The organism is Streptomyces sp. NPDC104307, assembly GCF_055584045.1.
This window is the reverse complement of record NZ_JBVJMU010000002.1, coordinates 462,122-477,002: the sequence shown is the minus strand read 5'-3', so window position 1 is coordinate 477,002 and position 14,881 is coordinate 462,122. Positions and strand designations below refer to the sequence as shown.

Annotated in this window: 10 protein-coding genes and 1 tRNA gene; 6 read left to right on the top strand and 5 right to left on the bottom strand. The window is 69.4% G+C overall.

Annotation, left to right across the window (positions count from 1 at the left end; all coding sequences use genetic code 11):
- Positions 1–87: 87 nt before the first annotated feature.
- Complete coding sequence (gene aspT, locus ACZ601_RS08760; RefSeq protein ID WP_469534763.1) at positions 88–1,764, bottom strand: aspartate-alanine antiporter; 1,677 nt, start codon at positions 1,762–1,764, stop codon at positions 88–90.
- A 657-nt stretch (positions 1,765–2,421) separates the two neighbouring features.
- On the opposite strand from aspT, the gene ACZ601_RS08755 reads away from it, so the two are divergent.
- The 5 genes from ACZ601_RS08755 to ACZ601_RS08735 all read left to right on the top strand — a co-directional run bounded on the left by ACZ601_RS08755 (position 2,422) and on the right by ACZ601_RS08735 (position 8,821).
- Positions 2,422–3,747, top strand: a complete 1,326-nt coding sequence (locus ACZ601_RS08755) for an ABC transporter substrate-binding protein (RefSeq protein ID WP_469534759.1) — start codon at positions 2,422–2,424, stop codon at positions 3,745–3,747.
- A 191-nt stretch (positions 3,748–3,938) separates the two neighbouring features.
- Entirely contained in the window at positions 3,939–4,937 is a 999-nt protein-coding gene (locus tag ACZ601_RS08750; RefSeq protein ID WP_469534757.1) for a carbohydrate ABC transporter permease, read from the top strand.
- A 15-nt stretch (positions 4,938–4,952) separates the two neighbouring features.
- On the top strand, positions 4,953–5,873 hold the full coding sequence (locus ACZ601_RS08745; protein WP_440578397.1) for a carbohydrate ABC transporter permease: 921 nt from the start codon (positions 4,953–4,955) through the stop codon (positions 5,871–5,873).
- A gap of 163 nt (positions 5,874–6,036) precedes the next feature.
- Complete coding sequence (locus ACZ601_RS08740; RefSeq protein ID WP_469534754.1) at positions 6,037–7,497, top strand: GH1 family beta-glucosidase; 1,461 nt, start codon at positions 6,037–6,039, stop codon at positions 7,495–7,497.
- A 292-nt stretch (positions 7,498–7,789) separates the two neighbouring features.
- On the top strand, positions 7,790–8,821 hold the full coding sequence (locus ACZ601_RS08735; protein WP_469534751.1) for a LacI family DNA-binding transcriptional regulator: 1,032 nt from the start codon (positions 7,790–7,792) through the stop codon (positions 8,819–8,821).
- A 96-nt stretch (positions 8,822–8,917) separates the two neighbouring features.
- On the opposite strand, the gene ACZ601_RS08730 is transcribed toward ACZ601_RS08735, so the two are convergent.
- From ACZ601_RS08730 to ACZ601_RS08720, 3 genes are all read right to left on the bottom strand, one after another.
- Positions 8,918–8,990: transfer RNA gene (locus ACZ601_RS08730), tRNA-His, on the bottom strand.
- A gap of 128 nt (positions 8,991–9,118) precedes the next feature.
- Positions 9,119–9,721: an oligoribonuclease gene (orn, locus tag ACZ601_RS08725; RefSeq protein WP_073738392.1), complete on the bottom strand. Its 603-nt coding sequence runs from the start codon at positions 9,719–9,721 to the stop codon at positions 9,119–9,121.
- Between the two features lie 10 nt (positions 9,722–9,731).
- Positions 9,732–10,967, bottom strand: coding sequence for a helix-turn-helix domain-containing protein (locus ACZ601_RS08720; RefSeq protein ID WP_469534748.1), 1,236 nt, complete (start codon positions 10,965–10,967; stop codon positions 9,732–9,734).
- Positions 10,968–12,105: 1,138 nt separating this feature from the next.
- On the opposite strand from ACZ601_RS08720, the gene ACZ601_RS08715 reads away from it, so the two are divergent.
- On the top strand, positions 12,106–12,627 hold the full coding sequence (locus ACZ601_RS08715) for a universal stress protein (protein WP_024495021.1): 522 nt from the start codon (positions 12,106–12,108) through the stop codon (positions 12,625–12,627).
- Positions 12,628–12,970: 343 nt separating this feature from the next.
- Here the strand turns inward: ACZ601_RS08715 and glmS are convergent, their stop codons facing one another.
- Entirely contained in the window at positions 12,971–14,800 is a 1,830-nt protein-coding gene (glmS, locus tag ACZ601_RS08710) for a glutamine--fructose-6-phosphate transaminase (isomerizing) (protein WP_440574739.1), read from the bottom strand.
- Positions 14,801–14,881: the final 81 nt, after the last annotated feature.

Sequence of the window (14,881 nt, the reverse complement as noted above, 5' to 3'; positions counted from 1 at the left end):
TCGGGCCCCTAGGGTCTTTCGTCTGGGTCAGGCCGCCAGATGTGCGTGCCGGGCCCCGCGAGCCCGGCATGGTCCGAACGAGAGGCCTCAGGACCCCAGGACCCCGACGAGGATCGGTCCGGTCAGTGGCAGCAGGAAGTTCGAGAGCGCGTACGTGATCGTGTAGCCGAGCAGCGGTACGGAGCTCTGCGCCACCTGGGTGATGGAGGTGATCGCCGGGGTCGAGCACTGCTGTCCCGCGATGGCCCCGATCAGCAGCGGCTTCTCGATCCGCAGGAACTTCACCCCGACGATCAGCGAGACGGTCGCGGGGATCAGCACCATGGCGATGCCGGCGAACGGCAGCAGCGCGCCGTACTCCTTCAGCAGCGGCCAGGCCTGCGGTCCCGCGGTCAGCCCGGTGCAGGCGATGAAGACGGCCAGGCCCAGGTCCTTCAGGGTGTTCGCGGCCTGCGGCGGGAAGGCCCCGAAGGTCTGCTTGCGGGAGCGGAACCAGCCGAAGAGCAGTCCGGTGATCAGGCAGCCGCCGCCGGTGCCGAGCGACAACGGGATGTCACCGATCCGCACGACGATCTGGCCGAGCAGTGAGCCCGCCACGATGCCGGCCCCGAGGTAGATGTAGTCGGTCGTGTCGTTCTTGACGACGGCACCGATCTTCGCGACGAGCCGGTTGAGCCCGGCGCGGGCACCGACCAGCGTCAGCACGTCACCGCGCTCGACCGTGGTCTCGGCAGAGGCGGGCAGATGCTGGTCGTTGCGCAGCACGTCGGTGATGTAGACCCCGTCCTTGCGGAACTCGGGATGCGTCTGCTCCAAGTGGGCGATGGTCGACCCCGCGGTGGCCTTCTCGGTCACCGCGACCTGGGTGGTGGCCAGGGGGGTGTCCAGACCGGGTACCGCCGGTGTCTCGGGGCCGATCTCCCGGCCGGCCGTGATGATCGCGGAGCGCCGTCCGACGACCTGGACCAGGTCGCTCAGGGTCAGTTCCAGATCGGGGGAGGGGTCGAGCACCTTGCTGCCGCGCTTGACGCCCTCGACGGTGACGGCGTTGCCGAGGCCGGCCTCCAGATCACCGATCCGGCGGCCGTCCGCCAGCGTCACCAGGAAGGTGCGGCCGACGGTCCCCGGCAGCGCCTCCCGCTCGTCGGACTCCAGCCCTGCGGCCCCGCCGCGCATCTTCTCCCACAGCTCGCGCGAGGCGTCGGCGAGGTTGATGCGCAGCACCATCGGCATGATCTGGCTGGTGAACAGCACGATGGTGATCAGACCGAAGAGGTAGCAGACGGTGTACGCGGTGGCGACGTGCCCCTGGTACTGGGTGATCTGGCTCTGGCTCAGGTCATCGAGCTTGCCGATGGCCTCCGTGGCCGTACCGACCACCGCGGACTCGGTCGCCGCGCCCGCCAGGATGCCGGAGGCGGTGCCCACGTCGAGGTCGAACGCTTTGGCGATACCGAAGGCGATGCCGAGCACGCAGACCAGCTCGATCAGGCAGAGGGCGAAGAAGCGCAGGCTCTTGCGGTTGAGGTTGGCGAAGAACTGCGGCCCGGCCAGATAGCCCAGCGAGAAGATGAACAGCGCGAAGAAGACGGTCTTGACGTCGTCGTTGACGCTGACGTGCCGGGTGCCGATCAGCAGCGCGACGATCAGTGTCCCGCAGATGCCGCCGAGGGTGATCGGGCCGACGCGGATCTTGCCGACCAGGTAGCCGAGAGACAGACAGAGGAAGAGCGCGAGCTCGGGATGGTCCCGGATGACTCCCATCCGGCCTCACCCACCCGAGCGAATATAAAGGATCAATAGGTACATAGCGGTGAATTTAACAGGGCGTGAGGTGCAAGGCATTTCCAGCCAGTTGTCCGTATGTCGGCCACTCGGTAGCCGACCGACAGTTGGCCATGTGCCCCGGTGCGCCGCCGGCCGGATTCGGGGAAAGAACGCGGAGGTGGTCCGGGCCGCCCCCGTGAGGCGGTGTCCCGTTCACCTTCCGTCGGGCTCTCAGGGGCCGGCCGGGGGTGGTGGCGGTCGTTTCCGGGCGGCTCCGGAAATCCGGGCCGATCGGCTCGGCTTCCCGCCCGCACTCCGCTGGTCCGGTCCCAACACCCCTCTCACCTGCGGGTATTCGGGAGGCGCGCGTTCCGGTTTCCTCGTCCACACGCTTTGGCAAGCCCTTGGCCGGACACGGTCTCGTGACTTGCAGGACACGCTCGCGCAACGGAAGCGTCTTCAACTCTTGACACCCACCCCTCCCAGGCAGCAACCTTCCGACATCGACGCATGGGAGCGCTCCCACATCGCAAGAGGATTTCTCGCGCGAACGGCACTGCCCGTGTCCTCCCCCCTGAACCCTCCGGCACCCGCACTCAGCTGTGCGAATGCCACGCAGTGAGCCAGTCCCACCCTGGAACAAGGAGTAGTGGAATGCGTATCACCCGCACCGTCGCCGGTCGGAGCCGCAAAGCCGCGGTTCTGGTCACCACGGGCCTGACAGCCTCGGCACTGATGCTGACCGGCTGCAGCAGCGACTCGGACTCATCGGACACGAGCTCCGATGCGAACGGGAAGATCACGCTGACCGTCGCCGACTACGGGCAGTTCGGCTACAAGGAAGCCGGCCTCTTCGCCAAGTACCACGAGCTGCACCCGAACATCACGGTGAAGGAAGACACCACCGCCGAGGAGAAGAACTACTACCCCAAGCTGCTCCAGCAGCTGAACTCGGGCAGTGGTCTGGCGGACGTCCAGGGTCTTGAGGTCGGCCGGATCAAGGAGGTCGTCGACACCAAGGCGGACCAGTTCGCCGACCTCAGCAAGGTGATCGACGTCAACGACTGGGTCTCCTGGAAGGAGAAGCAGGCGACCACCAAGGACGGCAAGGTGATCGGCGCGGGCACCGACATCGGCCCGATGTCGCTCTGCTACAACACCGAGCTGTTCAAGAAGGCGGGCCTGCCGACCGACCGCAAGGAAGTCGCGGCCAAGTTCGCCGGGGGCTGGGAGGACTACCTCAAGCTCGGTGAGGAGTACAAGAAGAAGGCCCCGGCGGGCACCTACTTCATGGACTCCGCGAGCGCCATGTTCAACGCCGTGGTCAGCTCGAACGCGAAGCAGTACTACGACGAGTCGGGCAAGCCGATCTACAAGGACAGCCCCAGCGTCAAGCAGGGCTGGGACCTCTCCGCCGAGGCCGCCGACAAGAAGCTGACCCAGGGCCTCGCCCAGTTCGGTGACCCGTGGAAGGCCGCGCTGCGCAAGGGCACCATGGCCACCGTGGTCTGCCCCGCCTGGATGGCCGGTCAGATCTCGCTCGCCGCGGGTGACGGCAACAAGGGCAAGTGGGACATCACCACGGCGCCCGGCGAGACCGCCGCCAACTGGGGCGGTTCCTTCCTCGGGGTGCCGAAGTCCGGCAAGAACGTCGAGGAGGCCGGCAAGCTCGTCAAGTGGCTGACCGCCCCCGAGCAGCAGGCCGCCGTCTTCAAGGCGATCGGTGTCTTCCCGTCCAACAAGGGCGCGTACGACCTGCCCGACGTGAAGAACGGAACGCTCCCCTACTTCAACGACGCGCCGATCGGCCAGATCTACGCCGATGAGGCCAAGTCCATCCCCGAGACCGTGCTCGGCCCGAAGGACGCCGCTATCAAGGACAGCATCTCCACCCAGATCAACAACATGGAGCAGCGCGGCACCAAGCCGGACGACGCGTGGGACGCGGCGACCAAGGCCATCGACAAGGTGATCGGCTGACCGTCGCAGCAGCGGGCGGCCTCCGGGCCGCCCGCACCTGCGTGTCCCCGCCCCGTGCCGGGCGCGCCCCGTCTCCTGGTGGGCTTCCACGGGGCGGCCGGGTACCTCCCCGGCCGCCCCGTGGAAGCCCACCGCGGACACCGCCCCCCCGCACCCGGGCAACCAAGCAATCCAGGGAAGGACTCCCGCCCGTGGCCACCTCGACTCCCACTCGGGACGCATACGTTCCGCCACCGCGCGGCTCCCAGAAGAAGCCGGTGAACGCCCGCCGGCAGACGTGGCGGAGCCGGCTCTGGCGCTTCGACGACAAGGCGTCGCCCTACGCCTACATAGCCCCGTTCTTCCTCGTCTTCGGCGCCTTCGGGCTCTATCCGCTGATCTACACCGGGTGGATCGCCCTGCACCGGGTCGAGATGACCGGCATGAACCAGATGGAGTGGGTCGGCTGGGGCAACTTCGACAAGATCCTGCACGACGCGGAGTTCTGGACGGCCGTCTCCAACACCTTCCTGATCGGTGTCATGTCGACGGTCCCGCAGCTGCTCGTGGCCCTGGGCCTGGCCCACCTGCTGAACTACAAGCTCCGCGCCAGCACCTTCTGGCGGACGATCATCCTCACCCCGTACGCGACCTCTGTGGCCTCCGCGGCCCTGGTCTTCGCCCTGGTCTTCCGGGCCGACGGCGGCCTGCTGAACTGGGTGCTGCACTTCGTCGGTCTCGGCGACACGAACTGGGCCAACGGGCACTGGACGTCCAAGATCGCCATCTCGGTCATCGTGATCTGGCGCTGGACCGGCTACAACACCCTGATCTACCTGGCGGCGATGCAGGCCGTACCCACCGATCTGTACGAGGCCGCCTCGCTCGACGGAGCCTCGCGCTGGCAGCAGTTCCGCAAGGTGACCATCCCCTCGCTGCGGCCCACGATCCTCTTCACGATCGTCATCTCGACCATCGGTTCCATGCAGCTGTTCGGTGAGCCCCTGCTGCTGGAGGGCGGCACGCTCGGCGCGACCGGCGGAAACGAGAATCAGTACGAGACGCTCAGCGTCTACCTCTACAACTACGGCTGGAACCTCGGACATCTCGGTCCGGCCGCCGCAGTCGCCTGGGCGATGCTCGCCCTCCTGCTGATCATCGCCGGGATCAACTGGCTGTTCGGCCGCTTCGTACGCACATCCGCGGTCTGACCGGGAGCGATATCCATGACCATCACCAGCCCCACCCAAGTTCCGGGGACCGCCCTCCCGGCACCCACCGTGCACCGCGCGCCGAAGCGAGCGAGCCGCTTCAAGCCCGGCGCGGGCAAGCAGCTGAACGGCGGCCCGTTCGCCTACATCGCGCTCGCCGTCGTCGGCATCGGCTCGCTGCTGCCGCTCTACTGGACCCTGGTGGCCGCGTCCCACACCCAGGACGAAGTGCTGGCCTCCACCCCGCCGTTCCTGCCGGGCGGACGGCTGATGCACAACCTCGACGCCGCCTGGAACCAGGCCCACCTGGGCAAGGCGATCGTCAACAGCTTCATCGTCTCGTCCTGCATCACGGCGGCGACGCTGTTCTTCTGCACCCTGGCCGGCTACGCCTTCGCCAAGATGCGGTTCCGGGGCCGAGGCGGCCTGATGACCGGGGTCATCCTGACCCTGACGATCCCGCCGCAGCTCAGTGTCGTCCCGCTGTTCATGATGATGGCCGACCTCGGCTGGGGCGGGAAGCTGGAGTCGGTGATCTTCCCGACCCTGGTCAGCGCGTTCGGTGTGTTCTTCATGCGGCAGTACCTGAGCGAGGCACTCCCGTACGAGCTGATCGAGGCGGCCAAGATCGACGGCGCGAACAACTTCCGTATCGTGCTGAGCATCGTGCTGCCGGTGGCCCGTCCGGCGATGATGGTGCTCGGCATGCTCACCTTCGTCCAGGCGTGGAACGACTTCTTCTGGCCCTACCTCGCGCTGAACCAGCAGAACCCCACGCTCCAGGTGGCCCTCGGCCAGCTGAGCGCCTCCTACACCCCCGACCAGAGCATCGTGATGGCCGGCGCGCTGATCAGCACGCTGCCACTGCTCGTGGTGTTCGTGGTCTTCGGCAAGCGGATCGTCGGCGGGATCATGTCCGGCGCCGTCAAGGGCTGACCCACCACCCGCCGACGACCACTGCCGGAAGTCCGTACGGCCCGTCCCCGACCGGGGGCCGTACCGGAAGTCCCGTACGGCCCGTACCTGACCGCGGGCCGTACGGGTTCCGGAGCACCACCCTTTCCCGCCCCTGTCCGTCCACTCCTGGGAGCGCTCCCGCATGACTGCTGTACGACCCGACATCGCCCCGAAGCAGGCGCCCGAGGCAACGAGATTTCCGACGGGCTTCGTCTGGGGGGCGGCCACCGCCGCCTACCAGGTCGAGGGCGCCGCGGCCGAGGACGGCCGCACCCCCTCCATCTGGGACACCTTCAGCCGTACGCCGGGCAAGGTCCGCAACGGCGACACCGGAGACATCGCCGCCGACCACTACCACCTGTACCGCGACGACGTGGCGCTGATGAAGCGGCTCGGACTGAAGGCGTACCGCTTCTCCATCTCCTGGTCCCGGGTGCAGCCCACCGGGCGCGGCCCCGCCGTCGAGCGCGGCCTCGACTTCTACCGCAAGCTCGTCGACGAGCTGCTCGAAGCCGGCATCACCCCGGTCGCCACCCTCTACCACTGGGACCTGCCGCAGGAGCTGGAGGACGCCGGCGGCTGGCCGCAGCGGGTGACGGCGGACCGGTTCGCGGACTACGCCGCGATCATGGCGGGCGCGCTCGGCGACCGCGTGGGTACGTGGACCACCTTCAACGAGCCGTGGTGCTCGGCCTTCCTCGGATACGGCTCCGGTGTGCACGCGCCGGGCCGCACCGAGCCCGCCTCCGCCCTGCGGGCGGCCCATCACCTCAACCTCGCCCATGGCCGGGCGATCGAGGTTCTGCGCGGTCAACTCCCCGCTGCCGTGCAGACCTCGGTCACCCTCAACCTCCACCAGGTCCGCCCGCTCACCGCGAGCGCGGCCGACGCCGACGCCGCCCGCCGGATCGACGCGGTGGGCAACCGGATCTTCACCGGTCCGATGCTGCGCGGCGAGTACCCCGAGGACCTGATCGCGGACACCAGGCACCTGGTGGACTGGTCGCAGCTGGTCCAGGACGGCGACCTGGCCGCCATCTCCCGCCCGGTCGACCTGCTCGGCGTCAACTACTACACGCCGACGCTGGTCTCCACGCCCGCGGAGGGCTCCGGCGACACGCGCAACGACGGACACGGCGCCAGCGACTATTCCCCGTGGCCCGGCTCCGAGCACGTCGCCTTCCACCTGGCCGAGGGGAAGGAGCGCACCGCGATGAACTGGTCGATCGACCCCAACGGGCTCTACAGCCTCCTCATGGACGTCACCCGGGACCACCCGGGGCTGCCCCTGATGGTCACCGAGAACGGCGCCGCCTTCGACGACTACGTCTCGCCCGAGGGCCGGGTGGAGGACCCCGAGCGGATCGCGTACCTGCACGGCCACCTCGACGCCGTGCAGCGCGCGGTGGCCGACGGCGCCGACGTCCGGGGCTACTTCCTGTGGTCGCTGATGGACAACTTCGAGTGGGCGTACGGCTATTCGAAGCGCTTCGGCGCGGTGTACGTCGACTACGCCTCGCAGCGCCGCATCCCCAAGGCGAGTGCCCACTGGTACGCCGACGTGATCCGCCGCCACGGCCTGCCGCCGACCGGCCCCGCCTGAAGCCCTGACGGTCAACCCCCGTCGCCTCCAAGGGAGTTGATCTTCACCGCCTGAGCGGTCACCGCCTCTGAGACCCGGCCCGGTGCCGGGTCTCAGTCGTGTCCTGAGGTCAGCCGGGGTGCGGCCGCACCCCCGCCCCGCGCGAGCGCTTGACCGCACGAGTAGTGTGGGAGCGCTCCCACGGCGGGGGCGGGGGAGCGCCGACCGGTCCCGCCGAGTGTCAGCAGAGCCAACACCGGCACTTGGTTTGGTTATCCGACTGTGAGAAATTGACCGCGAACGGGAGGCAGCCATGACGGCAGCGCGAGTACGGAGCGGGGGCCGGCCCACGCTGGAGGAAGTCGCGGCACGGGCCGGGGTGGGCCGGGGCACGGCCTCACGGGTCATCAACGGCTCACCGCGGGTCAGCGCGCACACCAGGGAGGCGGTGGAGGCGGCCGTCGCCGAACTGGGCTACGTACCCAACCGCGCCGCCCGCGCCCTGGCAGGCAACCGCACGGACGCCATCGCGCTCGTGGTGCCGGAGTCGGAGAGCCGCTTCTTCGCGGAGCCCTACTTCTCCGACATCGTCCGGGGGGTCGGCGCGGCCCTGGCCGACACCGAGATGCAGCTGCTGCTCACCCTGGTCGGCGGCGACCGCGAACGCCGCAGGCTGGCCCAGTACCTCACCGCCCACCGCGTGGACGGCGTGCTGCTGGTCTCCGTGCACGCGGACGACCCGCTGCCCGACCTGCTGGAGCAGCTGGGCATGCCCGCCGTGATGAACGGCCGCAGGTCCGCCGCGGAGCCGCTGCCCTCGGTCGACTCCGACAACTTCGAGGGCGCCAGAGGGGCCGTCGAGCACCTCGCCTCCCGGGGCCGCCGCTCCATCGCCACCATCACCGGCCGGCTCGACGTCTACGCCTCCCAGCGACGCCTGGACGGCTACCGCAAGGCCCTGGCCGACGCGGGCCTCGAACCCGACGAGCGGCTGATCGCCCCCGCCGACTTCTCCGAGGAGGGCGGCGTCCGCGCCATGCGCGAGCTGCTCGACCGCCGCCCCGACGTGGACGCGGTCTTCGCCGCGTCCGACCTGATGGCCGCGGGCGCCCGCCAGGTGCTCCGCGAGGCCGGCCGGCGCATCCCGGACGACGTGGCCCTCATCGGCTTCGACGACTCGGCCGTGGCCCGCCACATGGACCCGGCCCTCACCAGCGTGCGCCAGCCGATCGAGGAGATGGGCCGCACGATGACCCGGGTGCTCCTCGACCTGATCGCGGGCGAGAGCGACGAGCGGCCGCAGATCGTGCTCCCGACGGAACTGGTCGTGCGCGACTCGTCGTGAGGCGGGGTCGGGCGGCCAGCGGCGCGGGGCCGTTCCCGGAGCTCGGACATGAAGAAGGCCTGACCTGTTTTCACAGGTCAGGCCTTCTTCATTCAGGGTGAGTAACGGGACTCGAACCCGCGACATCCTGGACCACAACCAGGTGCTCTACCGTCTGAGCTATACCCACCACGTCCGGTCGTCTTTCCGACCGGCCGAGAAAAAGTGTACAGGGTCTTTGAGGGTGCTCGCGCCCTCATTGTTCCGCCGCCGGTCGCGGCCCCCGGAAGGGCCGTGACCAGCAGTTTTCCGTTGAACCTAGGCCGAGGGCGACGACAGCCGCGCCGCGATCGACTTCGCACGCTCGGAGTCCGGTCCCGGCTGCGGTACGAAGACCGCCTCGCGGTAGTACCGCAGCTCCGTGATGGAGTCGCGGATGTCCGCCAGCGCCCGGTGGTTGCCGTTCTTCTCCGGGCTGTTGAAGTACGCCCTCGGGAACCAGCGGCGGGCCAGTTCCTTGACCGAGGAGACGTCGACGATCCGGTAGTGGAGGTAGCCCTCCAGCGACGGCATGTCGCGCAGCAGGAAGCCCCGGTCGGTGCCGACCGTGTTTCCGCAGAGCGGGGCCTTGCCGGGCTCCTTCACGTGCTCGCGCACGTAGGACAGGACCCGCTCCTCGGCGTCGGCCAGGGTGGTTCCCCCGGCCAGCTCGTCGAGGAGGCCCGAGGCGGTGTGCATCTGCCGCACCACCTCGGGCATGGTCTCCAGGGCCGCGTCCGGCGGGCGGATCACGATGTCCACCCCGTCGCCGAGCACGTTCAACTCCGAGTCGGTGACCAGCGCGGCCACCTCGATGAGTGCGTCTTCCGTCAACGAGAGCCCGGTCATCTCGCAGTCGATCCACACCATGCGGTCGTTCATGCGCCCCACCCTACGGGGCACTCCGCTGCCCCGGCAGGGCCGGGCGCCCTGTCGCGTACGCGTCGGAGCCCGGCCGCCCCTGCTCGCCGCGGCCCTGGTCCAGCGCTGCCGGGACAGCACCGGACTGGCCCGCGGGAGCGGGAGCTGCCACGGTGCGACGGCTCCCGGGACCGGCCTGGGCGGGCACCACCTGCTCGGTGACCTGACCGGCCGGCTCCGGACCTCCGCCCTGCGGACGACGGGCCCGGTAGGCGGCCCGGTACGCGGCGGGGGAGGAGCCCAGCTGACGCCGGAAGTGCCCGCGCAGCGCGACCGGTGAGCGGAAGCCGCAGCGGCCCGCGACCTCGTCGACCGAGTAGTCGGACGTCTCCAGCAGCCGTTGCGCCTGCAGCACCCGCTGGGTGATCAGCCACTGCAGCGGTGCGCTGCCGGTGAGCGAGCGGAACCTCCGGTCGAAGGTCCGCCGGCTCATGTAGGCGCGCGCGGCGAGCGTCTCCACGTCGAACTGCTCGTGCAGATGCTCCAGGGCCCAGGCCACGACCTCGGCGAGCGGGTCGGAGCCGATCTCTTCGGGTAAAGACCTGTCCAGGTAGCGCTCCTGGCCGCCACTGCGCCGCGGTGGCACGACGAGCCGGCGGGCGAGTGCCCCGGCGGCCTCCGTGCCGTGGTCCGAGCGGACTATGTGCAGGCAGAGGTCGATGCCCGCCGCTGTGCCCGCGGAGGTGAGCACGTCGCCGTCGTCGACGAACAGTTCGCGCGGATCGACGTGGACCGACGGATAGCGCTTGGCCAGCGTCGGCGCGTACATCCAGTGCGTGGTCGCCGGGCGGCCGTCGAGCAGTCCGGCCGCGGCGAGGACGAAGGCCCCCGTGCACAGCCCGACGATTCTGGCCCCTTCCTCGTGGGCGCGGCGCAGCGCGTCCAGTGCCTCCACGGGCGGTGGCGAGGTGATCGAGCGCCAGGCGGGCACCACGACGGTGCCTGCCCTGCTGATCGCCTCCAGCCCGTAGGGCGCGGTGAGTTCGAGTCCCCCTGTGGTGCGCAGCGGTCCCTCTTCGCCGCTGCACACGAGAAGCCGGTAGCGCGGAACTCCCGCGTCCTGGCGGTCGATACCGAACACGGAGAGCGGGATGGAGCTCTCGAAGATGGGGCCGCCGCTGAACAGCAGTACGGCCACGACCTCCCGGCGCCGGCGCCCGCTCAGCTTCCGTACAGCCTCCGTTGCGGTGGCGGAGTCCTGGCTCATGACGCTAAGCCCCCCTCGGTGTTCGCGTCTTCCTGGTCCTTACGGGCCTGTCGCACCTGCACTTGTCCCCTCGGTCGTGCACGAGTCCCCAGCCTTCGACACCCAAGATCGAATCTACTGCGTCCCGTGGTGCCGTCGTGACAAGTTCACCAACCGGCTTTATGTCGACAAGGCAACCTGGCGGGAAGCATTCGATCACGAAGCGTTTCACTCGTGAGTCGTGCAGGGAAGTGCGCCTGGCGTTCATGGCCCGTCCCCGTTGGGTGGAAGCGTACCGCGCGGTCTCCTTCTGCCTGCTGGCAAGGGGGTTGATCGGCCATTTCGGCAAGGGATTGGCTGGGGAATGAAGTTGGCTGAAAACATACGGTCGCGTGTGCGGAAATCATTCGTTCAACCGGCGCACGCCCCGGAGGGACGGCCGCCTCCATGCGCCCCCCTCGGCCGGTCCGGAGGGGGTGGGAGGTGCCGTCGGGGGTGTCCGGATGCCGATCGGGGGGTGTGCGGGCGCGCCGGCTGTGCGGCGGGTTCCGGACGGGCGGGGCCGGACGCGTCCGGACGCGGTATCGCCACCCGGTCCGCAGGGCGGCGCGGAGGTCGGTACCGAGCGGTCGGACACCCCGACGACGGACCGGCGACCCTCCGACGACGGACCGACGGCAATCCGGCGACAGCCCGGACGACGGACCGACGGCAACTCGGCGACAGCCCGACGACGGATCGAACGCAACCCGACGACGGATCGTCGACCGACGACGGTGAATCGGCGGCAACCGGGCGAGATCCGGCGGTGAATCCGTCGGTCTGCGGAGAAGTGGCCGTGCGGCGGGCCGGCCGGACCGGCGTCCGGCGTCCTCGCCGGCCGCCGACCGTGGCCGCCCGGCTCCCGCGACGTCGGTGTACGGCGCAACCGGCATTGCCATACGGGGCGGTCTCGGGCATGCTCCGTGAAACGTCGCGCGCGCTTTGCGCGGGTCTGGGCCGTGGAGGAGTGGCGCCGTACCCTTGGGGGTAAGGGGTTGGGAAGATGATTCCCGGACACCGCCACACCGCCCACTGACGCAGCTCTCACACAGCTCTGACGCAGCTCCCCAAGTCGCTAGTCGCTCTCCTCACGAGGACTCTCTTCGCCGAGACACCGATGGCCGGTCACGAAATCCCTGAACCCGCGGACCGCAAGCAGGTAGCCGACCCCGAGTCGGGCCCGCAGGCGGTCGAAGAAACACGTCATTCCTGCGATCCCGCGTTCCGGCACGGGGTCGTCGTCGGCTTCGACGGCTCGACCTCCAGCGAACGAGCCCTCGCCTACGCCATCGGCATGGCCCGAAGATCGGGCTCCGGCCTGATCATCGTCCATGTCGCCAACCGGCTGCCGACCACCGTCTGGGCAGGCTGCGAGCCGCCCGTCTTCGTCGATGTGCCCGATCACCGGACCGAGGTCCTCGGCCTGGAGCTCGCCTGCGCGGACTACCTCACCGAGGTCCCGTGGGTGCTCGTCGAGCGCGGCGGGGACATCTGCCACGAGCTGGAGGAGGTCGGCCGCGAGTACTCGGCCGACGCGATCGTGGTGGGCTCGACCCAGGGCATCGTCGGCCGGATCTTCGGCTCGGTGGCGGGCCGGCTGGCGCGGCGCGCACAGCGCCCGGTCGTCGTCATCCCGTAGCGGCCCCTCGCGCTCCCCCCGTTCCCCTCGCTCTCCCTCGCTCGTTCGAGTGCACCCGTCCGACCGTCCTCTGGGTTCTCCGGGGCGGCCGGTCCCGTTCCGGACGCCCGGTACGGCGCATGGCGTCAACTCGACTACCAAAACAGGGGGGTGAAACAAACCGCCAAGCCGAAAACGTGGATTGTGCGGTTGTGAGGGGTGCATAAGAGCCGCTGGGAAATGGTGTGATTGCATGCGAACAGGTCCCGCGGCGGCCCCCGCCTCGGTTGATGGACGGAAGCGGCCCCGCACCCCCGCTCGGTCTGGGGGTGCGGGGCCGTTCGCGGCCGGGGCGGCGGCGCGGCTACTCGACGGTGACGGACTTCGCCAGGTTGCGCGGCTTGTCGATGTCCCGGCCCATGGCCAGTGCCGTGTGGTAGGCGAAGAGCTGGAGCGGGATGCCCATCAGGATCGGGTCCAGCTCGTTCTCGTTCTTCGGTACGACGATGGTGTGGTCGGCCTTGTCCTGCGCCTGGTGCGCGATGGCGAGGATGCGGCCGCTGCGGGCCTTGATCTCCTCCATCGCGGCGCGGTTCTTCTCCAGCAGGTCGTCGTCCGGCACGATCGCCACGGTCGGCATCGCGGGCTCGATCAGCGCGAGCGGCCCGTGCTTCAGCTCGGAGGCCGGATAGGCCTCCGCGTGGATGTACGAGACCTCCTTGAGCTTCAGCGAGGCCTCGCGGGCGACGGGGTAGCCGCGCACCCGGCCGATGAACATCATCGACTTCGCGTCCGCGTACTCCGCGGCCAGCTTCTTGATCTCGTCCTCGGTCTCCAGGATCTCGCTGATCTGGCCGGGCAGCTTGCGCAGGCCCTCGATGATCCGCTTGCCGTCGGCGACCGACAGGTCCCGGATGCGGCCCAGGTGCAGGGCGAGCAGCGCGAACGCGACGACGGTGTTGGTGAAGCACTTCGTCGAGACGACACACACCTCGGGACCGGCGTGCACGTACGTACCGCCGTCCGCCTCCCGGGCGATCGCGGACCCGACCACGTTGACCACCCCGAGCACCCGCGCGCCCTTGCGCTTGAGCTCCTGGACGGCCGCCAGCACGTCGTACGTCTCGCCCGACTGGGAGACCGCGACGTACAGCGTGTCGGGGTCCACCACCGGGTTGCGGTAACGGAACTCGGAGGCCGGCTCGGCGTCCGCGGGGATGCGGGCCAGCTCCTCGATCAGCTGGGCGCCGATCTGGCCCGCGTGGTACGAGGTGCCGCAGCCGAGGATCTTGATCCGGCGGACCCCGCGCGCCTCCCGGGCGTCCAGGTTGAGGCCGCCCAGGTGCACGGTGGCGAACCGGTCGTCGATCCGGCCGCGCAGCACCCGGTCGACCGCCTCTGCCTGCTCCGAGATCTCCTTGTGCATGTACGTGTCGTGGCCGCCCATGTCGTACGACTCGGCCTCCCACTCCACGGTGGTCGGCGTGGCCGTCGTGGTCGAGCCCTCCGTCGTGTACGTACGGAAGTCGTCGGCCTTGAGGGTGGCCATCTCGCCGTCGTCGAGGGTGACGACCTGGCGGGTGTGGGTGACCAGGGCGGCGACGTCGGAGGCGACGAACATCTCCTTCTCGCCGATGCCGAGGACGACCGGGGAGCCGTTGCGGGCGACGACGATGCGGTCGTTGAAGTCCGCGTGCATCACGGCGATGCCGTACGTGCCCTCGATGGAGCGCAGGGCCTCGCGGACTTTCTCCTCCAGGGTGTCCGCCTCCGAGCGGGCGATCAGGTGGACCAGCACCTCGGTGTCGGTCTCGGAGAGGAAGACGACGCCCTCCGCTTCGAGCCGGGGGCGCAGTTCGGAGGCGTTGTCGATGATCCCGTTGTGGACGACGGCCACCTTGCCGCCGGCGTCCAGGTGCGGGTGGGCGTTCTCGTCGCTCGGGGCGCCGTGGGTGGCCCAGCGGGTGTGGGCGATACCGGTGGTGCCGGTGAACCGCTTGGGGACCCGGGCCTCCAGCTCGCGGACCCGGCCCTTGGCCTTGACCATCTTCAGCGTGGCGGGCTTACCGGCCGCCGGCTTGCCGGTGATCACGATGCCCGCGGAGTCGTAACCCCGGTACTCCAGCCGCTGCAGTCCCTCCAGCAGCAGCGGAGCCACGTCACGCTTTCCGATATAACCGACGATTCCGCACATGGCGTCCCTGCCCCTCCGTCAATCCATCGACGTACAAGTAGACGTACACGTAAGACGTGCAAGTAAGTGGTTGCCCGGTAC